This window comes from uncultured Acetobacterium sp., assembly GCF_927416815.1.
Taxonomy (GTDB): Bacteria; Bacillota; Clostridia; order Eubacteriales; family Eubacteriaceae; genus Acetobacterium.
Map to the genome: position 1 here is coordinate 1 of NZ_CAKMJU010000009.1, position 23,799 is coordinate 23,799.

The following is a 23,799-nucleotide window of genomic DNA, read 5'->3' on the forward strand; positions in this document are numbered from 1 at the left end:
TTTATTTTTTCTTGTTTTGCGTAATTTCCTATTAAATAAAAAAAGAGCTTTCGCTCTTTTTTTGATGCAATTAAAGTCCGCAACACTTTTTGTATTTTTTGCCAGAACCGCAAGGACAGGGGTCATTTCGGCCGACCTTTACCTCATTGACCACGGTTTTTGATCGTTTGTATTCTTTTTCCAGCTCAATCCGCTGCTCTTCTGTAAAAAAGTTATCCCATTCCTCCAGGCTATAAAGCCAGTCGGCCGGAACTGCCAGCATATTTTTATAAAGCTTGGCAAAATCAATTTCCAACTTAATTTGGGAATCCAGTTCAATCGTCTCAAGATCAATGGGCGCTGTCAGACTATCGCTGATACCATCCAAAAAGCCCATGTACTGGGGCGGAACCATCTTGCTTTCGTTAATCAGATCTTCTACCACACCGGAAATGGTGGTGATTTTCTCCTCGAGAATCTTCTGGTACAGAACTTTTTCATCCGCACAGTATTTTTCCCAAAAGGCATTTTGTTCTTCCTGGGTGTTGCAATTCTCTTCGATGTAGTTTTTCCAAGCATCGTATAAACTCATTCAATTTCTCCTCATAGTAGTCTAGTCTAATTATATCGCAAAACTACCGGGAGTTAAACCATTTTCTGACAAACCCCTTAAATTACTTGACCAATTCAATGGTAATCGGATTCACAAAGGGAGGCTCACTCATGCCGACCTGATTCTTGATCGACATTTTGATGGTCTGACCCTTCTCTGGCACAAAATCGAGGCTGTCAAAGCCCTGCATATTAACCCTGGCCTGATTAAAATTCTCATCATCCAATACTGTTACCAGCAGTTCTGTATCACTAACCTCGTCAATGGTGGCGGTAAAGCTGACGCTGTCCGCCATTTCATCGGATGTCGTCGTGGCGTTGCTGTTACAACCAACGACTACACCCATTACCAGGATCGCCGCGACTGCCAAGCCAATTCTTTTTTTCATCTTGTCCTCCTAATTTTTTTTATAGATCTCAATCACTTCTATATAAACAGCGCCAGGCTGGTTTTGCTTAAGGCTGCTTAAATTTAAATGCTCTTGTTGATTATAATCGTATTACAGTTTACAATGATTGTATGATAAAACAAATCGAAAGGAATACTAAATTGAAAAACAACAAACCAGACCAAACGAAACTAAAAAACAGTAAGCATCGACCAGATGAGCAATTGGTCTCGGTCTTTATAAAATATTTGAGTTTTGCATTAGTTGCTGCTATTATCTTAAATGTGTTCTTGAATCTTTTTTTGCTACCCCTTTTAGGCGACAACCCCTTGTTTAGCATCCTGTTTACAATTATACCCAGTTTATTGGTTTATATTATCATATCCCGTTTAATTCGCAAGAAATTAAGCTATCTCAAAACCTTGCAAAAGGGCTCCGAGCGAGTTGCCGCCGAGAACTTTGACTCGTATATCCCGCTCCAGGGCAATAACGAACTCACTGATATTGCTAATAACGTGAACCTGATCCATGATTTGTATGAGGCTAAAAGCAAGGCCGAATCGCTTGCCAAGATGGAAAATCACCATATTATTACTTCTGTTTCCAACGAAATTCATGCCCCCTTAACCGGGATCATCGGCTATCTTGAACGGATTCAAAACCCTGATGAACGTGACTTTTCCAAAAAAGAAGCTTACTTAAAGATCGCCCTGAAAAAAACATATCAGATTATCAGCTTTATTGATGATCTTTTTGAGCACGCCTTTACCGATAATGGCAAGGGCTACTATCAGTTCAAGGTCTACAATGGAAAACCCCTGATTCATCAGCTACTAAATTCTTCGACCCAGGTACTAAAAGAAGCTGGATACGATGTTGTCGAGGAAAACTGCATTGAACGGGATTTCTCCCTTTGGGTTGATCTCGAACAGCTACAACGGATTTTTGACTATCTGACTTCTAATATTATTAAGTATGCCGATCCCGACAAGCCTATCGATTTTGGCCTGATTCTCAATAAAAACGAACTCTGCATTATTCTGCGGAATAAAACCATTAAAAACCCCGAAGCTGCTGGCAAAAAGACCATTGGTGCTGAGGGTTCCAGCCTGGACTCCTGCCGAAAAATCATCTCCCGCCATCAGGGACGGATCGACTACTATCAGCTCAACCAGCTATTTAAGGTCGAACTGATTCTGCCCATTCATCAGTAATTTCTCGCGTTATTTAAGACTCCCGCTGGATTCTGAGGTTGTCGATAAACTACCGTACCGACCAATGACCGAGGGGTCAGACCCTTGTTAATCTGTTGTTCGCCGCGGAATCGGACAGGCACTGCCATGTCCGCTCCGATGCGTAGGGTCTGACCCCTAGGTCACAACATGATGTAACAATTGTCGGTACTAGGTTATCTTTTTTGACTGTCTGAGACTCCCGCCGGAGTCTTTTTTTATTGTCAAAAAGTCTTAAGAATTTGACTAACCCGATCTTCATAATTAACGCTTATACTTAAACTATCAGCAAATCCGCTGCGAATAAAAATTAGGATAGACAATCAGTAAAAATAAAGTGCTTGACAATCACTTTATTTCGTATTATTGTATTAGTTACTTAATACAATAATACGAAAAATTAAGAACCAGTTTTTAATTTAAAAAACCAAGAAAAGTTAAGAGGAGATGTTATGAAGAAAAAAGGAATTATTTTATGTGTTGTGATCGGGGTAGCCCTATTAGTAGGCGGGGGTGCCTATGTTTATGCCAATTCCAAGCCCACTCCTGAAATTGCTGTAAAAACCGCCCCGCTGGCAAAGGCAAACCTGCAAAACACGATTTCTGCCACTGGCGTGATCGAAAGCTATACAACCGTCAAAATCAGCGATAATAGCAATGACAAAATCGAAAAACTTTATGTTTCGGTTGGTCAATGGGTCGATAAAGACGATTGGTTATGTCAGCTCTACAATAAAGCTGATGACAGCTACAGCTACGTCAAGGCTACTACTAGTGGAACCATCACGGCGATGAACGCCGTTAAAGGCAACCTTGCTAATGGCGAACTTTTTACCATTGAGGACACCAACGACCTTAAGGTTCGGGGCAAGATTAAGGAAGCAGACCTCAATCATATTCACAAAAACATGCCGGTGTTAGTTAAATCTGATGCCACCGGAGATCAGGTATTCCCCGGCAACCTGACTAAAATCGCCCCAACGGCCATCAAAAACGAAACCACCACTGCCAATTCAGCAGCAACCAAGGCTGAATTCGAGGTTGAAATTGATCTGCCCGCCGATACCACCGGATTAAAAATCGGGATGACCAGTCGCTTAAACATTGTCAGCGAAGAACGTAATGATGTTTTCTGTGTTCCCTATGAGGCGCTGGTAATCGATGATTCCGGTCAATCCTGTATTTATCTTGCCAAAGAAAATCCTGTCGAGCAAGGCTCCTTCACAGTCGAATCGATTCCGGTAACCACGGGTCTGGAAACCGATTCATTAATCGAAATCGCCGGTGATCAGCTCAGTGTCGGAATGGCAATCGTCGTCCAGCCTCAAACTGTTGTGCCGGGAATGGCTGTTGCTGTCGAAGCGGGGGTATAAATGATGCGAAATAAAATTATTGAAATGCGGGGGATCGTCAAATCCTATTATCTGGGAACCCCCAATGAACTGGAAATTCTCCATGGTATCGATCTGGATGTTTATGAAGGTGAGTTTTTATCGATTGTCGGTGCCTCCGGTTCCGGCAAATCGACCCTGATGAATATCCTGGGTGCCTTGGATCGCCCCACCAAGGGGCAATATTACTTGGATCATTTGCCGATGGAAAATGTCCGCGACGATGGGCTATCAAAAATTCGCAATAAGAAAATCGGCTTTGTCTTCCAGACCTTTAATCTGATTCCCCGTTCGACCGCCTTAAAAAATGTCGCCCTGCCGATGCTTTACGGCGGCATCCCCCGCAGCGAGCGATCGCGACGAGCCGCTGAACTCCTGCAACTGGTGGAAATGAGCGGCCGTTCCCATCATCGTCCCAATGAATTATCGGGCGGACAAAAACAACGGGTAGCGATCGCCCGAGCGATGGCTAATGATCCGGCAATTATTCTGGCCGATGAACCAACTGGAGCACTAGACACCCATACCGGCCGCCTGGTCATGGATATTTTTCATCGACTCCATCAGGAACAGGGTAAAACCATTATTCTGATTACCCATAATGCCGAATTGGCTCAAGAAACAGAACGAACCATCCGACTTCGGGATGGTGCCATTGTCGATAACCGCAAGAATAGCCAATATCAATTGGAGGGCTACTATGAATCTGTTTGAAAATATCCGCCTAGCCCTGGAGGGCTTGCGCGCCAATAAGATGCGGGCGCTGTTAACAATGCTGGGTATTATCATCGGGATTTCCTCGGTGATGGCGATCTCTACCCTCGGTTCGGCGATGACTGGCTCGGTCTCAAAAACGATGGACAAAATCGGCGGGAAAAATATTATGGTCTACGTGAGTGCGAAGAACTACGAGGTGGCTTCGGCATTTCAAGACGATGACTATGTGACCCCGGAAGAATTGGAAAACTTTAAATCAACCTATGCTGACGAGGTTAAAGCGATTAGTACCTCCAGTCCGTTAGGCGCCGGCCAGCTCAGCAAAGGTTATATTCACCGGGACGTCACCCTCACCGGGGTCAACCCCGACTATGGCATGGTTAATAATATCAACCTGGTCCAGGGACGCTTTATCACCCCCCGCGATATTCAAGGTGACCGTCGTGTCGTCATCATCGATACTACCATCCGCAACAGCCTGGTTGGGGTTCATGGCGATGCTTTGGGGATGGAAATTCAAGTCGATACCCAGAATACCGATGAAACCTATACCGTCATTGGGGTTTATGAAAAGCTGGTCATTGATAATCCGCTTTTTTATATGGGTGACGAAAGCCGGATCGAGTGTTTTATTCCGATTTCAACCGCGATGGCTTTAAACAGCGAAACAGCCACTGTTTCCGGATACACGAATTTTACCATCATGGCGACCTCCGGCACCGATTCAGCCGCCTTTTCTCAGACCAGCAAGGAACATTTTATTAAAACGCTGGCAAACACGTCTGATTTCACCATCGAGGTTCAAAGTCTAGAAGCGATCGCCAGCGAGGCCACCGGAATGCTTGCCACCTTATCCCTGGGAATCTCGGTGATTGCCGGAATCTCACTGCTAGTCGGCGGGATTGGGGTGATGAACATCATGCTGGTATCGGTCACTGAGCGAACCAAGGAAATCGGCATCCGTAAGGCTTTAGGTGCCCGCAATTCGGCGATTCGCAGCCAATTTATTATCGAGGCGATAATCATCTGCCTGATTGGCGGGCTGATCGGCGTAGGACTTGGTTCCGTCCTCGGAATCATGGGCAGTACCCTGATGAAATTCCCGTCAACACCGCCCATTGGCCCGATGATCATTGCCCTCTGCTTCTCGATGGTCATCGGGGTCTTCTTTGGCTTTTATCCGGCCAATAAGGCTGCCAAGCTGGATCCGATTGATGCCCTGCGGTATGAGTAACTGCACTGCTTTATCCGCCTGGGAAATTCTGTAAAATTGGATCTGATCGTTTAAAAGCTTCATCCTCCACTTCATTTTGAAGCGATGGATGAAGCTTTTTTTACTTAAGCATCTCAAGCCCATTAAAAATCTCATCCACCCCTTGATAACAGGCAGGAATCGTATACGTAGTCATTCTACTTTCCTCTTTTATCATCTCACTCAAGGAGCGTCTGGCATCGATTGTGGTCTCCATTCGATGGCATCCTGTAAACCGGCTTCAGCGGCTTTGCTTATCCAGCGTCGGCCTTCTACCTGATTCGGTTGCGTGCCGATGCCACCAAACAAGAGTCGGCCTGCACCAAACATCCCCCACTTGTCAGCCAGCTCCGCGGACTTCCGATACCAGGTAAACGCCTGTTTTTCATCCTTTTCCACGCCATATCCGTTTTCATAGGCGTCGCCGATATTGTGCATGGCGGTGGCATGGCCTTGAGCCGCGGCTTGGTTAAACAGCTTAAATGCGGTTTTGTAATTTTGCTTGACACCGCGCCCGTGGTGGTAGTAAAAGCCCAATTTAAGCTGGGCATCGCTGTGTCCCTGCCGGGCTGCTTTTCTAAACCAGCGGGCCGCCTTTTTAAAATCAGGCGGTGTGACATCATAGCCATAAATATAACCCAGCATATACTGGCTGTGGCACGAGCCTTTTTGAGCCGCCTTGTGATAGAACTGCAGCGCTTTTTTCCTGTTTTCTTGGGTACCATAGCCCCAGTAACGGCAGTAAGCCGCCCATTCCCAGCCGAGGCCATTATCCGCTTGCGCTGCCTGGATAAAATAGTGAAAAGCCTTTTGCTGATCCGGTGGTATCGCGCCGACGCCGTGTAAATGCATGGTTCCCAGTCGTATAAGCGCATCAGTCTGACCCAATTTTGCCGATTTTTCAAAACAGCTGACCGCTTTCTCATAATTGAATAATGTCTCATCATAGCCGTAAATCATCCCCATCATGTAGTAACTGTTATAAAGACCCTGCTTGGCTGCTTTTTCATAGCAAATCAAGGCTTCTTGCCTGTTTTGCGGAGCCCCTTTGCCCTCATACAAACAGTGACCCACCCATTCCCAACCGTTGGGGACATCTTTCTCGGCGGCCTGGACAAAATATGTGAAAGCCTTTTCCTGATCCGGCGCCATGTCACCCGCGCCGTCAAAGTACAAATTCCCGAGCTCAACCAGCGCCTCATCATCTCCCGCAGAAGCTGCCAACTCCAGGCTTTTTACAGCTAAGTCCGGGGCTATCTCTATTTCTTCAGACTTGTACAATGCGATGCCCAGACCAGTAATTAATTTCGCATCGCCCATTTTGGCAGCCAGCGATAAATAATGAAGTGCTTTATCCGCATCTTTGGGCGTGCTTTTTCCCTTGATCAAGCATTCTGCCAGCGTGATCTGTGCGCTACCGATCCCCTTGTCGGCAAGCTCAGTGAGAATTGACAACCCTTTTTCGCTGTCCTGCGGGGCGGCATTACTGTCTAGATATCTTAACGCAACACTGATAAGCGGATAGTATTCGCCATACTCTACCGCCTTTTTCGCCCAGATTTCGTTGATATCAATCCCATATGTGCTTCTCTGTGCAAGCTCAAAAACAGCGGCCTGATATCCTTTTTGAGCTGCCTTTTCCATCCAGCTAATGGCTTTGTCACTGTCAATCTCTACCCCAAGACCGGCTACGTGTATCCATCCCAGCAGGTATTCAGCACATCCTTCTTGCACCGCCATCCCGCACGCGTCTTCATCGATCCATTCCACTGCATGCGTTAAGTCCGCAGACAGCGACGACGACCCCTCATTTCCATCAACGTCTTTATTTTGCACTGCCAATGTGAGCAAACGGTAGGCCTCGGCATAATCCGCCAGCACATCGTCCCCATCAAGATACAACGCAGCGGCGGCAGTTTGGGCAGGGGCGTAGCCATGCTCCGCCGCACGATGGTACCATAAAAGCGCCTTTTCTTTGTCCCTATCAACACCAAGCCCCTGCTCATAGAGAGCCCCCAGCAGGTATTCTGCCTGTGGGTTGGCGCTCCTGACGGCAACTTCAAGCTCCTGTCGGGCATCATCGTATTGGTGTATTAAAAGATCGTCTTTTGCGAGCTCAAGATAAGCTTCGCTTTCAATGGTGAGTTCGATATCGCCTGAGGGCTGATGATTCCAATTTTTCATTGTTCGGTTCCTTTGGTATTCTGATGGAATAAAATTACTTCTATACTATTAGCCGGATCCGTCACTTACCGCCTGACCTACTTTTGCAGCAGCGCCCCAGGCAGCATTATAAATTGTGCACTTTTCCATTTACGACCCATTCCTGACTGTCTGATATTCTTTTCTTGTTTACGGACAATTTATGTTCAGATATTTACTATTCATTGCCCTTGTTTTTTCAATGGCAATCGGGGTCTTCTTTGGCTTTTATCCGGCCAATAAGGCCGCCAAGCTGGATCCAATTGATGCCCTGCGGTATGAATAATACTGTCTTAGCAGCTAATTTGCAAATCCCTAAAAAACGCTTGCCAGCTAAACTGGCTAGACCATCTGATTCACTTAATGTAGGTAACCGTGGTCGCCAACAGGGGCAGATCGGCGGTCGTAGAATCCTCGGTTTGATTGGCAACGCCAATCTCCCCGGAAACAAGTTTGGCGTAGGCATCCTGATAATCCTGCTGGGAGAAACTTCTAAAAGTTGAAGTATCCATAGGCAGACCGATTCCATTGTTAGCGGCTGAAAATGTCTGGGTGGTGCCGCCCGCGAACGCATTGCTGTAGTAATCTTGAATGCCGCTATAAACAGAACTGGTGACCATCTTCATGGCCGAGGTGATCACTGTTTTAGATAGGTCACTCTGATCTACATCGACGCCAATGACCTTGGCATTGTCATGCTCCTCAGCGGCATCGATCACGGATTCCACGATGGCGCCGCCACATGTAAAGATTACCTCAGTTCCCTCAGCATACCAGGCAGCAGCCTTCGCCTGGATTTCCGGATTGCCAATAAAGGTGCCCGTATAGTTATACTTAATTTCGGTGTCAATTCCCAATTCCTGGGCTGCTAGATTAGCCCCCTGAACAAATCCATAGCCATAACGAATCACTGCGGGAACGGCCAGTCCACCCATAAAACCAAGTTTGCGGTGACCATCTTTGACAGCGGCATAGCCAGCCAGGAATCCGGCCTGTTCCTCCTGATAGAGAATTGACAAGACGTTTTCACCAGTTTTTGAAACCGTATTTGCTGCATCGTGGGGCTCCCCATCGACCAGAATAAAGGCAACATCAGGGTAGCGATCCTGGGCAATAAAAACCGCGCTTGCAAATAAATAGCCGGGACAAACAACTAATTTAGCACCCTTTGCGATGGCTTGATCGATGCTTTCAACATAGGAATCGGTGGTGCCTTCTTCCGGCTCGTAGTAGGCATAGGTTACTCCGTTTTCTTTGGCATATTGTTGGACACCCTGCCAGGCCGCCTGATTAAAAGATCGATCGTCAATGTGGCCAAGATCGGTAATCAAGGCGAGTTCAATTTTTTCTGAAGACTCTGCTGACGAGCTTACCCCGGTGTCTTTTGGTGATGTACAGCCCAGGACACTAATCAATATCATACCGATCCCAAGAATTACCCCAATTGTTTTTTTCTTATTCTTCATTTGCTACTCCTTTTCTGAATCATTTTTTCAGCCTTGGCTATCTCGATCTCCTAGTCGATCACCCTTTAGCCGCGATCGTTTCTTCCACTGTTTTCTTAACATTTGAACCTAAAACCATATTATCAGTCGTTTACCTTGAAGTCCACTTTTTATGATGGGACTTTCGTCTGTCATGTTTGCAAACTTTTAATATTTAATTTCTATGATCTGGGGATGTTACATCGTTTAATAAGTTAGTACACACCGGTCGCTTTCAATCACCGATGCTATCTTTTTTTCCGTCTCATACAGCGAATCCGCACCTTCATCTCCGGATTTACCTGCCGCGATTCGGTGATTTTCTGCAAGGCTTTATTGTAGGTAAAATCATCCAGATTGTTGGCCTTGAGATAAATCATGGTCATTTCCGGAAAAACCGTAAAACTGCTGGTAATCGCCCAGGCAACCGCCATCTTCACATAATAGTTGTCGCAGTCAATGGCATTGAAATTTCGAAACATCGGCTCCAGATAAAGATCTTCAACAAAATAAGCAATAAACATCACCACCCCAAAACGGATCTCGTAAACTTCATTGGATTGGAGGTATGGTTGTAAAAAATTCCATACCTCCTCTTTATGCTTTTTTGTGAATTTCAGGCCAGTACAGAAGCTATCGCAGACTGACCAGTTGTCAATCTTTGGGATAAAGGCTTCGATCAGCGCCAATCGTTCTGGCAGTTCGACATCCACATAACCGATCACCATCCCTTGTAGCATGGTCTCCTCAAAGCTATCATCCCGGGCGGTTTCCAAATAGGATCGCCAGTCTCCTTTGGCAATGCTTTTGCCGATCTTCCGAAGCGCTGGCAGGCGCACCCCTAAGATCGTATCGGTTCCCGGATTTAAACCACTGGAAAACTTCCGGTATTTTTCCTCAGCTAAGGCCATCAGCTCAGCTCTTAAAACTTTTTGATCCATCTCTATTTCCCCCTGTTATTTCAGATAAAACAAAAGCCCCTTTGGGCAGCAATCATGATTGCCGCCCAAAAGGGGCTCTTGCTGACAGTTATTTTAATTTCAACGGTAAGCCGGCAACCAGCAGATAGGCTTCATCGGCCCGGCCGGCAACCAGTTGATTCATTCGCCCGGCAATATCCCGGAAATAGCTGCCCAGCTTATAGGCCGGCACCAGACCCAGACCGACCTCGTTAGAGACCACAATCAGGGTTTTATCCTGACAGACGTCCAGTAGTTTTTCCACTTCGATCTTTATGGCGGTTTCGATTTCGGCGACCTTATCCATCTCGCAAGTGTCGTAATCGACCGGAAAATCGAGCATATTATTGGTAGTCATTACTGTCAGGCAATCAAACAAAACAATCTCAGCTTGTTCAAAAATGGGATTGTCTATCATTGTCTGAAAATCCTTATATTGTTCAATGGTTCCCCATTGCTCGGGTCGCTGCGCCTGATGTTTGGCGATGCGGTCTTTCATGCCATCATCAAAGGCGATCGCCGTAGCAATATAAGCCACTGGCTTGCCCGCTTCCCGGGCTATATTTTCGGCGTAGCTACTCTTGCCGCTACGGGCGCCGCCGGTAACAAATATTAAGTGACCCATTATTAATTCCTCCAGTTTTTAAGAAAAGTCAACAGCTTGGTATTATCTGCTTCTTTTTTAATGGCAATCCGAAAATATGAATCGTCCAGACCGATAAAATCTTCACACGTTCGCAAGGACATGCCCTCTTTTTCAAGGGCAATCTGCAGCTCTGCGACGGTTCCCTTTAACAGCCGACAAAGATGAAAGTCAGCACCACTGGGGTAAACCTTGAGCGTTCTAATCTGGCTTAAGGCGTTAAAGACCCGCTGACCTTCCCCCTGAATATAGCTTTTAGTCTGTTTGGCATAGTCTTTTTCATCATAGACCCCGGTGGCCGCGATCAAAGCCAGGGCATTAACCGTCCAAGGCTCCTTAAAGCCTTCCATTTTCTTGATAATCCCAGCAAGACCGACCCCATAGCCAATCCGCAAACCCGGCAGGGCATAGAATTTAGTCAGCGATTTTAAGATAAAGACCGCTTGTTTCGCTTCTTTGACCAATGAGAGGCTACCGCTTTCGTCAGAAAAATCGATAAAGGATTCATCCAGAAACCAATTGATTTCGGGTCCCGAATGGGCTATCATTTGTCTGATAAAGTCACTTCCATAAAGCCGCCCGGTCGGATTATTGGGGTTGCATAAAAATACTGCCTGGGGCTTTTCGTTTTTGATGACCGCCGTTAATGCTTCCGGGTTAATGGTAAAATCATCTTGCTCGGTTAAGACATGGTGAACCACATCCCAGCCGTAAAGCTTTAATGCCCGTTCATATTCATTAAAGGTCGGTTGAACAATCAGTGCCTTCCCCGGCCCCATGCTTCTGGCAAAAAGATAGATCAGCTCAATCGCGCCATTCCCGAGAATGATATTTTCCGGTTGCACCGCCAGATCATCGGCAATCTTGCCAATCGCTGAAAGGCCGGTGATCTCTGGATATTTGACCAACTCATCAATGCCAGCGATCAGTTTTTCCCGGATTCCCGCAGGAATTCCTAAGGGATTAATATTGACGCTGAAATCCAGCATTTTTTTGTTTTCGCCCAGATACCCGCCGTGTTTATTCATGTTGACACTCCAATTATTTCAGATTCTTTTATCTATTTTTTTTGCTTAAATTCAATGATTGCAAATTCACTTAGTCAAATTCACTTAGTGCAAACTCACTTAGTAGAAATTCAATGATTTTCCAGTTACCTAAACCGAATAAATGATCACTGCCATTAAGGTCGCAAAAACCATCAGGACAACCTCGCTACCATACATAATGGTAATGGTTTCGCGAATATCCAATATTTCCAGCGGGGTTTTGGCATCCCCAATGGTCGGCTTTTCGAGCGTTTCCCCAAAATACTGGTTGGTTCCGCCGAGTTGTATGCCTAAAAGCCCCGCTACCACTGATTCTGGATGAGCCGAGTTAGGACTCTTGTGGTTGTGACGATCCCGCTTAAAAATGCGGCAACCATCATTAAAGGTATATCCCAAAAACATCCCGGCAACGAGCATAAAGACACTGCCGACCCTGGCCGGAATAAAATTGATCAGATCGTCAAATTTTGCCGAGGCATAGCCAAAGTCCTTATAAGGCTCCTGAACATATCCGACCATCGAATCGAGGGTATTGGTTGCTTTATAAAGCATTACCAACATCACTGGATTCAACCAGGGCACTGGCATCAAGGCTCCCAGCAGTAGATAAAAGATCGGTGCTAAAACCCCATCAATGGTATTCTCGGCAGTGGTCTCAACCGTTGCCCGGATGATTTCCTTTTCCTTTAGTTGTGAGGTATCTCGGCCGACAAGATAACCCACTTGAACCCGGGAAACTTCAATATCACCACTCATTAAGGCGGTCATCACTTTACGCACTTCAATAGCCAGTGTTTTAGCCGCCAGCGCGGTAACAATCAAGTAAAGATTAAAGCCGATGTACAGATAAATGTTAATGCTGTAAAGCAGCCATTGCAGACCAAAGACAATCGCTCCGGTCAGACCCAGAACTAAAAATAACAGTAAAAAACCTTTGGCTCTTTTATGCTTGCCATGATTCAGGTTTTTATTTAAAAAGCCGATCGTTTTCCCAATCGCGATAATCGGATGAGGCAGCCAGGGAGGATCCCCGATCAGCCAATCCAACAACACACCGATCAGTATCAGCAAAAACCAAAAACCTCCCCCTAAACCCAGGGGAAGTCCTTCAATTAAATTCAATTTTTAATTTCTCCAATGATTTCCATTATTTGTTCCATATCCAGATTCGCTTCGACCATCTCGGCCAACAGATCATATTGTTCTTCTTTAAAGGCCTTAAAATCAAAGGCTGCCGGACCAGCTTCTAAATTCTTTTTGACGCGCAGCGCTTCAATGATTTTTTCCCGTAAGCCATCGTTGTCAAAGATACCATGGAGGTAGGTTCCCATCACAGTCCCATCTTCGGCGATCACCCCATCGATAGTACCATCTTCGAGTATTGCAAAGGGCTTGGCCTGATCGAGCGCTTCACTAATACCCATATGAATTTCGTAACCTTCGATTTCCATGTCAACCAGCTCTATCCCCATGAAGTTACCCTGAATCTTACCGGCTGTCCGAACCGTTCGTTTCTCTTTTTCTATGGTTGTGACAATGTTTAATAATCCCAAACCGGCAATGCTGCCCTTGGTTGATTCGACCTGGAAGGGATCACGAATTTCTTTGCCAAGCAGTTGATAACCGCCGCAGATTCCCACGATTGGTACCCCACAATCGTGGAGCCGGTGGACTTCATCGCCCATCTTGTTACTAATCACATGGCAGGTGTCATCAATGGTGTTTTTACTGCCGGGGATCACTAAAAGATCCGGGTTGGCCAGCTGCAGGTCGCGCTGGTTGCGGTAGTATTCCACCTTCACATCAGGGTGCATTTCAAAGGCGGTGCAATCGGTAAAGTTGGAAAGATGGGGTAAATAGACCACCCCAATCGTGATCAGGCCTTCGGAATTATTATCAAACCGTTCGCTGACGCTATCTTCATCATCAATAACAAAGCGTTTATAGGGGATCACGCCGATACAGGGCACCTTGACCAGTTCTTCGATCATTTTGATGCCCGGCTTTAGCAGCTCCACATCACCACGGAATTTATTGATGATAAAGCCTTTTATCCGGGCGCGTTCTTCGGGTTGCAATAACATAATTGTGCCATAAATCGAGGCAAAAACACCGCCCTTGTCGATGTCGCCAATCAGTACCACCGGGGTATCGACCAATTCTGCCAGTCCCATGTTGACAATGTCATTGTCTCGCAGATTGATTTCGGCCGGACTTCCGGCGCCTTCAATTACAATAACATCTTTTCCCTCAGCCAGAGCGTCATAGGCTGAAACGACAATCTCAACCAGCTTCGGTTTATGGGCATGATAATCCATCGCGTCCATATTGAATGCTGCCTTTCCCATCAAAATAACCTGACAGCCAACGTCAGAGTTTGGTTTAAGCAACACCGGGTTCATTTCCACCTGCGGCTCGATTCGGGCGCATTCAGCCTGAACCACCTGAGCGCGACCCATTTCTTTGCCATCATTGGTGATAAACGAATTGAGTGCCATATTCTGGGATTTATAGGGTGCTACCTGATAACCGTGGTTATTAAGTATCCGGCACATAGCCGCAGTGATCAGACTTTTTCCAACTGACGACCCAGTACCCATAAACATAATATTTTTCGCCATGTCTTCTCCTTTTTTCCTCAACTTAAAATTTTAATGGTTTTTCAATGCACAGACGACCGCGTCTTCGACGGATGAAATGACCCGGGGGTAAGCTAGCAGGGGTCGGCGGATGAATAAGATTTTTGCGTCAACCAATCGGGCGGCTTCAACCTTTTCAGGGATCCCGCCAACATCACCGCTATCTTTGGTAACCACAAAACCGATCTGATATTCTTTCATCGTAGCGACATTCATTTCCACCGAGAACGGGCCTTGCAGTGCCAGGATATGGCGGGCTTTATAGCCCAGGTTTTCGCATTTTTTTAAAACCCCGACGGTCGGTAAAACCCGGATATAGGTGCGATCCTTAGGCAGTCCTTCAAAGGCTTCCAGTTGCCGGCTGCCGGTCGTCAATAAAATATTTTTGTCACTATTACCCATTGCACCGATTAAATAGTCGCGGGCTTCTTCATAACTGTTATAGACCACAATATCGGTTCCATCATCAATATTCGAAGGTCTTTCGAGCCGAATATAGTCAATATTCATAGCCTCGCAGGCCCAAATGGCATTTTCGGAAATTTCCCGGGCATAGGGATGGGTGGCATCAATACAGAGATTGATATTGTAAATAGTAATCGTTTCCCGCAGCGTACCGGCATCCAATTGTCCTGAAATCTTGGTCAGAAGAGGGTTTTCTGTGATCTGATCGGTGGCAATATTAGTTAGCGACGAGTAACAGACTTCTTTCCCTTCTTCAAGCAGCAGTTCGGTTAATACGCGGCTGTCGAGGGTTCCTCCCAGTACCAGAATCACAGCTGATAACCTCTCGGGGTAATCATTTTTAATTGATCGCGGGTTACATAGGTTTTGGAATTGCCGATGATAACCATCGAAAACATATCAATATCAGCTTCATGGATTTTTTTCAGGGTGGTAATCACATAAGACTCGTCTTTCCGTTTGGCATTACGAACAATTCCCACTGGGGTTTCCGGTGCCTTATATTCTAATAGAATTTTCTGGGCACTTTCAATATTGTGCGGTCGACCCTTGCTTTTGGGATTATAGAGACTGATGATAAAATCACCTTGACCGGCGCAGTGCAGACGTTTTTCAATGACTGCCCAGTCGGTCAGCAGGTCGCTAAGGCTGATGACGGCATAGTCATGCATCAGCGGCGCCCCCAGAGTTGAAGCGGCGGCGTTGGCGGCCGAAATACCGGGGATAATCTCAACCTCAACATCGCTGTTTTTTGCTTCAACGATTTCTAACATAATCCCAGCCATCCCGAAAACACCGGCATCGCCGCTGCTAACCAGACAGATTTTTTTACCCTGTTCAGCTAGTTCCAGGGCTTTTTCACAACGGTCAATTTCGCGTCGCATCCCCGAAGAAAGGACTTCCTTGTCACCAATTAAATCGGCAATAATATCGATGTAGGTTTTATAACCGACAATAACATCGGCATCTTCCAAGCTGGCTTTTGCCGCCTCGGTCATATGTTCGTACAGTCCGGGACCAATCCCGGTGACATAAATTTTGCTCATCTTTTCTCCTTTTTTTAACAAGGTTTTGTTATTATCATCCTTGCTTACGCTTTACGCTCTGCTTGTGTGCAGCAGAGAGCAAGGCAATGATTATTTATATTATAGCTTTAGCAATTATTTCCTTAGTTTTCATCCAACCACACTGATAGGGTAATCCCATCCAGTTTTTGTTTTTCCAGCAGGCATTTCCCAAAACTGGAGGCGACAAAGCCACAGGGTTCGGAAACGGCGTATAGACCGGTGGTTTTAAAAACAAAATCCGATGATTCAAAACGGCTTTGCACCATTTGCACCATTTCATTGGGGATGATAACTTTTTTGGCCTTGAAAAATTCACAGGCCATCGTAATTCCCGGTTCTTCAGCTTTTAAGCCGATGGTAGCCAGCGATTTGATCGCTTTTTGATTGAGATTAAGTGCCGCTAGGGTCTCCCCAATCGCCTCGATGATCCGTTCTCCCGGGGTATCCCGGCGACAGCCCACGCCCACCACCAATTTCCGCGGAACCAGCTTAACACTGGGGATTGGCAGATCCGCTTTGTTGGTCGCTAAAGTCGTAATGATCGCACCCCGATATTTAGCAAGCTCGCTTAAATCCGCCACCGTTTCAATGTTCTTAGGCAGGATAACCGCATCTAGATCGCAGTTTTCCAAATTAACTAAGACAATCGGATCGCCATGTAAAATCAGTGCCGTAACGTCTTTGGCCGCAGTAAAATCATCGATCCTACAATTAATTTTTTGGGCCAGTACATCGACAGCCATGGTTCCTTTAACGTCGGTGCCAGTGGTGATTACCGCCTGAGCCGAAAGTCGTTTAGCCACCAGCCGGGCGGCGTCATTGGCGCCACCTAAATGGCCGGACAGCAGACTGATGACAAAATCTCCTTGTGTATCCATAACCAATATCCCCGGATCGGAAGATTTATGTTTGAGATGGGGGGCAATCGCTCGAACGACAATGCCAGTTGCCATAATACAGCAAATGATCTGGTATTCTCCGATGATGCTGCCGATAAAGGTAGAAATATCAGTGGTTATAATTTTGGTGGTTTCGTTGGCGTATTTTTCCTTGGTGTAGATCTGGCATTCATGGTCATCAAGATGCTCTGCCAGCCGATTAGCCAGAACCATGCCATCCTGGGTCAGGGTGACAATCGCCCACTTCTCGGTTTTCATGGTTTTACTCAACCCCTTGACGGTACTCATGGGTAAAGCTAGGGTCATACAGCTTTGATAAACTATATTCATTTCCCAGAAAATCACCAACTAAAATTTGAGCGGTTTTGGTAATATTTTCATCTTTTACTTTTTGAGCAATCGTTTCAAGGGTACCCATGACAATTTTTTGGTCTTCCCAGGTGGCTCGTTGAATAATAGCAATCGGCGTCGTTGGGGCATAATGCTTCATCAGTCGCGCTACCACATCATCAATCATTTGGACTGATAGAAAGATACACATCGATGCCTGATGGGAAGCCAGATCTTCCAACTTTTCTTTTTCCGGAACTGGGGTTCGTCCTTCGAGTCGGGTTAAAATAACCGTTTGGGAGACATCCGGCAGGGTAAATTCTTTTTTTAGAGCCGCTGCTGATGCGACAAAGGAACTGACCCCGGGGATCACATCAAAGGGAATTCCGAGTTCTTCTAAGCGATCCATCTGTTCACGGATCGCACCATAAATAGACGGATCACCGGTGTGAACGCGAGCAATTTTCTTGCCTTCTTCAGTTCCTCGTTTGATCACGGCGATAACGTCATCTAAGGTCATCGATGCCGAATTAAAGATTTCGGCATCCGCTTTGTGTCCGGCAATAATCGCCTTATTGACTAAAGAACCGGCATAAATAATGATATCTGCTTCATTAACAATGCGTTGACCCTTAACGGTAATCAGCTCTGGATCTCCTGGGCCTGCACCCACCATATATACTGTATTCATAACTAATTTCTCCTAAATTTTATAATGTCCTTACATTTCTGCAACGGGTTGGGCTTTTTTCAAATGATCTAAAAACATGTTCTGAATGCCGGCATATTCACCCAGGCCTTCGAGGATACACTCCACCTTAAACCGCTCTTCTTCGAGAACCGTTCGCCATGAGTCTTCTTCATCACTGGCCATGTCATTAATGGCGTGATCGCCAGCTACCAGCATAAAGGGCGCCAGATAAATCTTTTTATATTTCTTCTCCTGTAACAGCGGGACAATGTTTTCCAGCTCTGGGAAACCTTCCACGGTTCCCACATAAACATCCTCATAGCCCTTCATTTTAAACATGTAATCCAGACAAGGATAGGTTGAGTTGGCGTGGTGGTCGCTGCCATGGCCCATATAAACCAGGGCTTCACCATTTTTAAGCTTGGGCATTTGTTTCATGACGATGTCGACGGTTTCTTCGTAATCTTCCACCGTCGTTAAGAGTGGCCGACCCAAGGTCAGGCATTCGAAGTCTTTTTCAAAGGCTTTCAGCTCTTTTAAGGTAATGTCATACTCATAGCCGTTGATGATATGGGTCGTTTGACACTGAACATGGGTATAACCGGCTGCTTTGAGTTTTTTTAAGACTTCCTGGGGAACATCGACTGCTTCGCCGTCACGTTTTTTGAGTTTATTAATGATCATCCGTGAGGTAAAGGCTCGATAAAAATCATGATCCGGAAATGCATTTTGTAAATGCTTTTCGGTTGCCTCGATGGTTTTTTTTCGGGTCTCAGTGTAAGATGTACCAAAACTGATGACCAATAACGCTTTCTTTTCCATTAAGTGGTTCTCCTATTTATGTTTTTTTGTTATTATAGAACTTGGGTTAGCTTTGCTGACGATCCTAAATACTAAACTGTTTTCGTACCGGCTAAGGTTTGTCAAATGTTACCGTACCGACCAATTGTTAATCTGTTGTTCGCCGCGGAATCGGACAGGCGATGCCGTGTCCGCTCCGATGCGTACAACATGATGTAACAATTGTCGGTACTACATCATTTTTTTATCAACAGCTTTAGGTTGGATCAATTATGTCTATTTCTAGGCGCCTAAAAAAACAAAGTACTTGTTCTGACAGCAAAGCATATTAATGCTTTTATTTTTTACTTATAAACTTAATAATGCCTGATAGTGATCTGCGATGGTTTTTTCGATGTCTGCTTGGGTGTGGGCAGATGAGAGGAAAATACCTTCGAATTGGGCTGGCGGCATCAGGTTGCCGGCGTCCAGCATGGCTTTGAAATATTTGGTATAGGCTTTGGTGTCCGAGGTCATCACGGCGGCATAGCCATCGATGGGCACATCGGTAAAGAAGCAACAGGTCATGCCTTTGAAACGAACCATCTGGGCTTTGACGCCAGTTTTTTCGATGTTGGCTTTAAAGCCGGCTTCTAGCAGCTTAGCCTTTTCTTCCATTTCGGTATAAACTTCGGGGTGGTCCCGCAGGTAGGTCAGGGTGTTGAGTCCCATTTTCATGGCAATCGGGTTTCCTGAGAGGGTTCCGGCTTGATAAACGCCGCCTAAGGGTGCTACGGTTGCCATGATCTCGCGACTTCCGCCATAAGCACCGACCGGCATGCCGCCGCCGATAATTTTTCCTAAGGTGGTCATATCCGGTTTAATATCCAGAACTTCCTGAGCACCGCCATAAGCTAAGCGAAAGCCGGTGATGACTTCATCAAAAATCAACACCGTTTCTTCGGCTGTGGTGATTTCCCGCAGCGCTTTCATAAACTCCAGATCGGGTGGCACTACCCCCATGTTACCGGCTACCGGTTCGACGATGACGGCGGCAATTTCGCTAGGATTTTCGGCAAAGAGGGCTTTGACACTTTTAATATCGTTATAGGTTGCTACTAAGGTGTCCTGAGCCGTTCCCGGGGTAACTCCTGCACTAGTAGGCACCCCAAAGGTCAGGGTGCCGGACCCGGATTTAACCAGCAGTCCGTCGGCATGGCCATGGTAGCAGCCTTCAAATTTGATGATCTTATTGCGTCCGGTATAGCCTCTGGCGACCCGCAGTGCACTCATTGTCGCTTCGGTTCCGGAACTGACCATCCGCACCATTTCCATTGAGGGATAGGCTTGGGTAATCAGCTTGGCAACCTCCACCTCAATGGCAGTCGGGGCACCAAAACTGGTTCCTTTTTGAAGTGCTTCTTGAATCCCTTCAAAGTAAACCGGTGAGGCGTGACCTAAAATAAGTGGTCCCCAGGAACAGATATAGTCGGTGTATTCGTTGCCGTCGACATCATAAATCTTGGCGCCTTTGCCATGGTCAATAAAAACGGGTGGCATGTCGACTGATTTAAAGGCCCGCACCGGACTGTTGACGCCACCGGGAATAACCTTTTCTGCTTCAATAAATAATTTTTCTGATTTTTCTCGATTCATAATATCTCCAATAATAATTATTTCACTATCGTGTAAAACTCAGGTGTTTGCTCTCTACCGTACCGACCAATTGTTAATCTGTTATTCGCTGCGCCATGCGAAATCCGCTATGCTCCTTTCGCATTGGTCGCGGGCAGTCGCCAACTACAAGCAAGTTTGTGATTGGCTCGTTGCCTTCGCGAAGGATCGGACAGGTTTATCAACCTGTTCGCCCCGATGCAAACAACATGATGTAACAATTGTCGGTACTGCTTTTGTTCTAAAATAGCGTTTTGATCATTCGTTTGCTCACGTTTGCCCTTGCCAATAAAAAAACGGGGTTCTTACAAGCCTGCTACTGTCGGTCGTTAAAAAAGACCGGCAGCAGAAAGCTGTAAAAACCCCATTGTTTATAATGTGTTATTTAATTGATATGACTATCTCTAACCACATACGATAATGTAACGCGCTTAGTTGATCAGTTCTTTAACGGTTGCTTCGATGATCCCGTAGGCCTTGTCGCAGTCTTCTTTGGAGACGATCAGTGGTGGAATCATCCGGATGATGTTGTTGCCAATGGCGGTGATCAGCAGTTTTTTCTCCAGCACCCCGTGCTTGATATCGACGCCTGAGATCCCCTCTTCAAATTCTACCCCAATTAACAGCCCCTGTCCGCGGACTTCCTTGACCTTGGGCAGGGCCTTTAATTGTTCCATAAAATAGGCTCCCATTTGACGGGCATTGCCGGCCAGGTCGCGGTCGAGCAGCTCATTGATCTGCGCTAATGAAGCGGCGGTAGAGACCGGATGGCCGCCGTAGGTGGTGCCGTGGGAACCCATGGTAAAGGCTTTGGCTACTTCAGCGGTGGCACAGATGGCGCCGATTGGCATCCCGCCGCCCATGGCCTTGGCCATTGAAACGATATCTGGTTTAATGCCGTAATGCATATAAGACATAATCGCCCCGGTGCGGCACCAGCCGGTTTGCACCTCATCGAGTAATAGGAGCAAGCCTTTTTCATCACAGAGGGCTCGAAGTCCTGTCATAAACTCCATTGTAGCTGGATGGACTCCCCCTTCCCCCTGCACTGGTTCAATCAGGATTGCGATGGTGTTGTCATTAACAGCGTCTTTAAAGGACTGCAGGTCATTGAAATCGGCGTAGGAAAAACCCGGTGTCATCTCGCCAAAGCCGATCTGACAAGCATTGTGGGGTTGGCCGGTGGCACTGAGGGCACCCATGGTGCGGCCATGAAAGGACATCCGCGCGGTGACAATATTATAGCGCTGTGGCCCGTAGGTTTCGACCCCATATTTACGGGCCATTTTAATCATCGCTTCATTGGATTCTGCCCCGGAGTTCTGGAAAAAGATCTTGTCCATACCAATGCTGGTACAGATCTTTTCAGCGAGTAGTACCTGGGGGATGGTGTAAGGATAGTTGAAGGTGTGAATCACATCAGCAACCTGATCCTGAACCGCGGCGACCACCTTTTCATTGCAGTTGCCGGTGCTGTTAACGGCGATCCCGGCATAAAAATCCAGGTAGGCCTCGCCATTTTCATCATAAATATACATATCCTTGGCTGTTTCGGCGATAAAATCAAACCGCTCGTAAGTTTCAATCATATAGGTGGCAACTTTTTGCTTTAATTCTTCTTTGGTCAGTCCGGTGTCTTTTAGTTTCATTGCAAATTTCCTTTCCCTTTTAGTTCATGCGTGGTGTGCTTATTTTTAGACGAACCTCATCGTTGGTCTAAAAATAAATCTCTGAAATAAATGTCAGAAAACAAAAAAAACGCCGGAACATGAACCATCATGTTTCGAACGCCTTCGTTCTGTCGAGTAATAAGTACACTATAACACGTGTGCACTATGTTGTCAACACGCAGGTTAATATTTTATGAAATTTATCTAAAAACCCATTATCTAGATGTTTAGAACATTAAAAGACAATAGCTTGTGCATTATACTGAACTTTTTCAGACGCTACTGTTGTCGCTACATAGCCAGGCCAAGCCGTGCGATTATTGCTTAAAGACAAACAGGATAATAAACTTTAGTTGTTCGCTGCCCTTATTCCAATAGGTATGGGTAACGGCGGTGCCAAAACTGATCGCATCTTCTTTTTTTACCTGGTACAAGGCATTGTCGATCTCAAGGGTCAGTTCCCCGGCGTGGACAACAATGTACTCGTTGGTTCCTTGCCCGTGGGCGCCGCTGACATAAGAGGCTCCGGGTTCAATTCTAACCGCATAGATTTCAAACAGCCGGTTTTTTTCGTAGGGAAAATAGGTGTAGACCGCATACTGACCAGCCACCTCTTTGGTCGGGATCAGTTTTTCGCGGTTGACGGCATAGACATCAACCCCCGGTGTCCGGGTCAGATCGGCCAGATCAACCCGCAAGCCACTGACAATCTTGCCCAGGGTACCAATGGTCGGATTAGCCTCGCCCCGTTCAATCTGACCCAGCATACTTTTGCTGACGCCAGTCTGCTCTGCCACCGCATCCATACTCATGCCTTTTTCGCGGCGGATCGCTTTTAAATTAATTGAAATATTTTTATTTAAGTAATCCATCATCTTCGCCTCACATCTTTCTCTAAGGCTTAGTTTAACTTAACCACCAGCTAAAATCAACGACTAGCCAAAAATCTTTGGCGGGCGATTATAAGAATAAACAGTGATAACCCAGTACCGACAATTATTACATCATGTTGTGACCAAGGGGTCAGACCCTACGATCGGGTAGGAGGCTAGTCATTAATTGACTAGCCGACCTCCCACAGCACCGTACGTACCGTTCGGTATACGGCGCTTCCAAAGTTTACACCTTTACTTGCAGATAATAATCCGATAAATTGGGATACCCAGCCTGTTTCAGGCGCTGATTGGACAGGGTGTTCTTTAAGATGGGGCTATGGGCTGTACGCCAATAGCTTTTTCTTGTGTTTGCCCACATCCACGCCCTTTTCTCATCCAAACCTAATCGTTTGAGGTTAACAAAGCGTGTTTTTGTTTTCTTCCAGCGTTTCCAGGTGACCATCCGGATCCGGCTTCTCATCCATTTATCCAGCGGCTTGAGGATACTTTTCATATCCGCCAGCTTGAAATAGTTGACCCAACCCCTTACCAGTTGCAGGAGTCTTTCTTTTCGCTGTCTTATTCCCATGCCATTGCTTCGTCCCGTAATCTTCCGGATTTTCTCCTTCAGTTTCTGGATACTCTGGGGATGTACTCTGAGCCTGCCTTGTCCTCGGTAGGTGTAAAATCCATATCCGAGAAACTTTACTGTAGTGATCCTTGCCACTTTCGTCTTCTCCCGATTTATTTTCAGGAATAGCTTTCCTTCGATAAACGGTGCGATGTGACTGAGTGTTCGC

General features: G+C 46.2%; 23 protein-coding genes. 5 read left to right on the forward strand and 18 right to left on the reverse strand.

Annotated elements, in window-relative coordinates:
- Positions 1-70 precede the first annotated feature (70 nt).
- Complete coding sequence (locus QZ998_RS01720) at positions 71-571, reverse strand: SEC-C metal-binding domain-containing protein (RefSeq protein WP_296557512.1); 501 nt, start codon at positions 569-571, stop codon at positions 71-73.
- A gap of 82 nt (positions 572-653) precedes the next feature.
- The gene (locus QZ998_RS01725) at positions 654-980 is read right to left on the reverse strand and encodes a hypothetical protein (protein ID WP_296557514.1); all 327 of its coding nucleotides are present in this window, start codon (positions 978-980) and stop codon (positions 654-656) included.
- A gap of 161 nt (positions 981-1,141) precedes the next feature.
- On the opposite strand from QZ998_RS01725, the gene QZ998_RS01730 reads away from it, so the two are divergent.
- The 4 genes from QZ998_RS01730 (at position 1,142) to QZ998_RS01745 (ending at position 5,554) form a co-directional block, all read left to right on the forward strand.
- The gene (locus QZ998_RS01730) at positions 1,142-2,194 is read left to right on the forward strand and encodes a HAMP domain-containing sensor histidine kinase (protein ID WP_296557515.1); all 1,053 of its coding nucleotides are present in this window, start codon (positions 1,142-1,144) and stop codon (positions 2,192-2,194) included.
- A 470-nt stretch (positions 2,195-2,664) separates the two neighbouring features.
- Positions 2,665-3,585: an HlyD family efflux transporter periplasmic adaptor subunit gene (locus QZ998_RS01735; protein WP_296557516.1), complete on the forward strand. Its 921-nt coding sequence runs from the start codon at positions 2,665-2,667 to the stop codon at positions 3,583-3,585.
- Between the two features lie 3 nt (positions 3,586-3,588).
- On the forward strand, positions 3,589-4,317 hold the full coding sequence (locus tag QZ998_RS01740; RefSeq protein ID WP_296557538.1) for an ABC transporter ATP-binding protein: 729 nt from the start codon (positions 3,589-3,591) through the stop codon (positions 4,315-4,317).
- Positions 4,304-5,554, forward strand: a complete 1,251-nt coding sequence (locus QZ998_RS01745; RefSeq protein WP_296557517.1) for an ABC transporter permease — start codon at positions 4,304-4,306, stop codon at positions 5,552-5,554. Before QZ998_RS01740 ends, QZ998_RS01745 begins: the two co-directional genes overlap by 14 nt.
- A gap of 201 nt (positions 5,555-5,755) precedes the next feature.
- Here the strand turns inward: QZ998_RS01745 and QZ998_RS01750 are convergent, their stop codons facing one another.
- Entirely contained in the window at positions 5,756-7,756 is a 2,001-nt protein-coding gene (locus QZ998_RS01750) for an SEL1-like repeat protein (RefSeq protein ID WP_296557518.1), read from the reverse strand.
- A gap of 181 nt (positions 7,757-7,937) precedes the next feature.
- Between QZ998_RS01750 and QZ998_RS01755 the strand changes: the two genes are divergently transcribed.
- Positions 7,938-8,060, forward strand: a complete 123-nt coding sequence (locus QZ998_RS01755; RefSeq protein ID WP_296557519.1) for a hypothetical protein — start codon at positions 7,938-7,940, stop codon at positions 8,058-8,060.
- A 70-nt stretch (positions 8,061-8,130) separates the two neighbouring features.
- Here QZ998_RS01755 and QZ998_RS01760 read toward each other — a convergent pair whose 3' ends face one another.
- From QZ998_RS01760 to QZ998_RS01830, 15 genes are all read right to left on the reverse strand, one after another.
- Complete coding sequence (locus tag QZ998_RS01760; protein ID WP_296557520.1) at positions 8,131-9,240, reverse strand: BMP family ABC transporter substrate-binding protein; 1,110 nt, start codon at positions 9,238-9,240, stop codon at positions 8,131-8,133.
- 266 nt (positions 9,241-9,506) lie between these two features.
- Positions 9,507-10,199 carry a DNA alkylation repair protein gene (locus tag QZ998_RS01765; protein ID WP_296557521.1) on the reverse strand — a complete coding sequence of 231 codons (693 nt, stop codon included), beginning with the start codon at positions 10,197-10,199 and terminating at the stop codon, positions 9,507-9,509.
- 88 nt (positions 10,200-10,287) lie between these two features.
- A complete protein-coding gene (gene cobU / locus QZ998_RS01770; RefSeq protein WP_296557522.1) occupies positions 10,288-10,842 on the reverse strand; it encodes a bifunctional adenosylcobinamide kinase/adenosylcobinamide-phosphate guanylyltransferase in 555 nt (184 codons plus the stop codon).
- A gap of 2 nt (positions 10,843-10,844) precedes the next feature.
- The gene (locus tag QZ998_RS01775) at positions 10,845-11,888 is read right to left on the reverse strand and encodes a threonine-phosphate decarboxylase (RefSeq protein ID WP_296557523.1); all 1,044 of its coding nucleotides are present in this window, start codon (positions 11,886-11,888) and stop codon (positions 10,845-10,847) included.
- A 129-nt stretch (positions 11,889-12,017) separates the two neighbouring features.
- Positions 12,018-13,031: an adenosylcobinamide-phosphate synthase CbiB gene (cbiB, locus tag QZ998_RS01780; protein WP_296557524.1), complete on the reverse strand. Its 1,014-nt coding sequence runs from the start codon at positions 13,029-13,031 to the stop codon at positions 12,018-12,020.
- Positions 13,028-14,530, reverse strand: coding sequence for a cobyric acid synthase (locus QZ998_RS01785; RefSeq protein WP_296557525.1), 1,503 nt, complete (start codon positions 14,528-14,530; stop codon positions 13,028-13,030). The genes cbiB and QZ998_RS01785 overlap by 4 nt, the downstream gene beginning before the upstream one ends.
- Before the next feature lie 30 nt (positions 14,531-14,560).
- Positions 14,561-15,325 carry a precorrin-6A reductase gene (gene cobK, locus QZ998_RS01790; protein WP_296557526.1) on the reverse strand — a complete coding sequence of 255 codons (765 nt, stop codon included), beginning with the start codon at positions 15,323-15,325 and terminating at the stop codon, positions 14,561-14,563.
- Positions 15,322-16,059, reverse strand: a complete 738-nt coding sequence (cobJ, locus tag QZ998_RS01795) for a precorrin-3B C(17)-methyltransferase (RefSeq protein ID WP_296557527.1) — start codon at positions 16,057-16,059, stop codon at positions 15,322-15,324. The genes cobK and cobJ overlap by 4 nt, the downstream gene beginning before the upstream one ends.
- 122 nt (positions 16,060-16,181) lie before the next feature.
- Positions 16,182-17,309: a cobalt-precorrin 5A hydrolase gene (locus QZ998_RS01800; RefSeq protein WP_296557528.1), complete on the reverse strand. Its 1,128-nt coding sequence runs from the start codon at positions 17,307-17,309 to the stop codon at positions 16,182-16,184.
- Positions 17,242-18,000, reverse strand: coding sequence for a precorrin-4 C(11)-methyltransferase (gene cobM / locus QZ998_RS01805; RefSeq protein WP_296557529.1), 759 nt, complete (start codon positions 17,998-18,000; stop codon positions 17,242-17,244). Before cobM ends, QZ998_RS01800 begins: the two co-directional genes overlap by 68 nt.
- Positions 18,001-18,030: 30 nt before the next feature.
- On the reverse strand, positions 18,031-18,822 hold the full coding sequence (locus QZ998_RS01810; protein WP_296557530.1) for a sirohydrochlorin cobaltochelatase: 792 nt from the start codon (positions 18,820-18,822) through the stop codon (positions 18,031-18,033).
- 327 nt (positions 18,823-19,149) lie between these two features.
- Positions 19,150-20,436: a glutamate-1-semialdehyde 2,1-aminomutase gene (gene hemL / locus QZ998_RS01815; protein ID WP_296557531.1), complete on the reverse strand. Its 1,287-nt coding sequence runs from the start codon at positions 20,434-20,436 to the stop codon at positions 19,150-19,152.
- Between the two features lie 449 nt (positions 20,437-20,885).
- Positions 20,886-22,103 carry an acetylornithine/succinylornithine family transaminase gene (locus tag QZ998_RS01820; RefSeq protein WP_296557533.1) on the reverse strand — a complete coding sequence of 406 codons (1,218 nt, stop codon included), beginning with the start codon at positions 22,101-22,103 and terminating at the stop codon, positions 20,886-20,888.
- A gap of 338 nt (positions 22,104-22,441) precedes the next feature.
- A complete protein-coding gene (locus QZ998_RS01825; RefSeq protein ID WP_296557535.1) occupies positions 22,442-22,996 on the reverse strand; it encodes an XRE family transcriptional regulator in 555 nt (184 codons plus the stop codon).
- A 247-nt stretch (positions 22,997-23,243) separates the two neighbouring features.
- Positions 23,244-23,799: group II intron maturase-specific domain-containing protein (locus QZ998_RS01830; RefSeq protein WP_296557537.1), on the reverse strand; the 556-nt coding region annotated here is incomplete at its 5' end.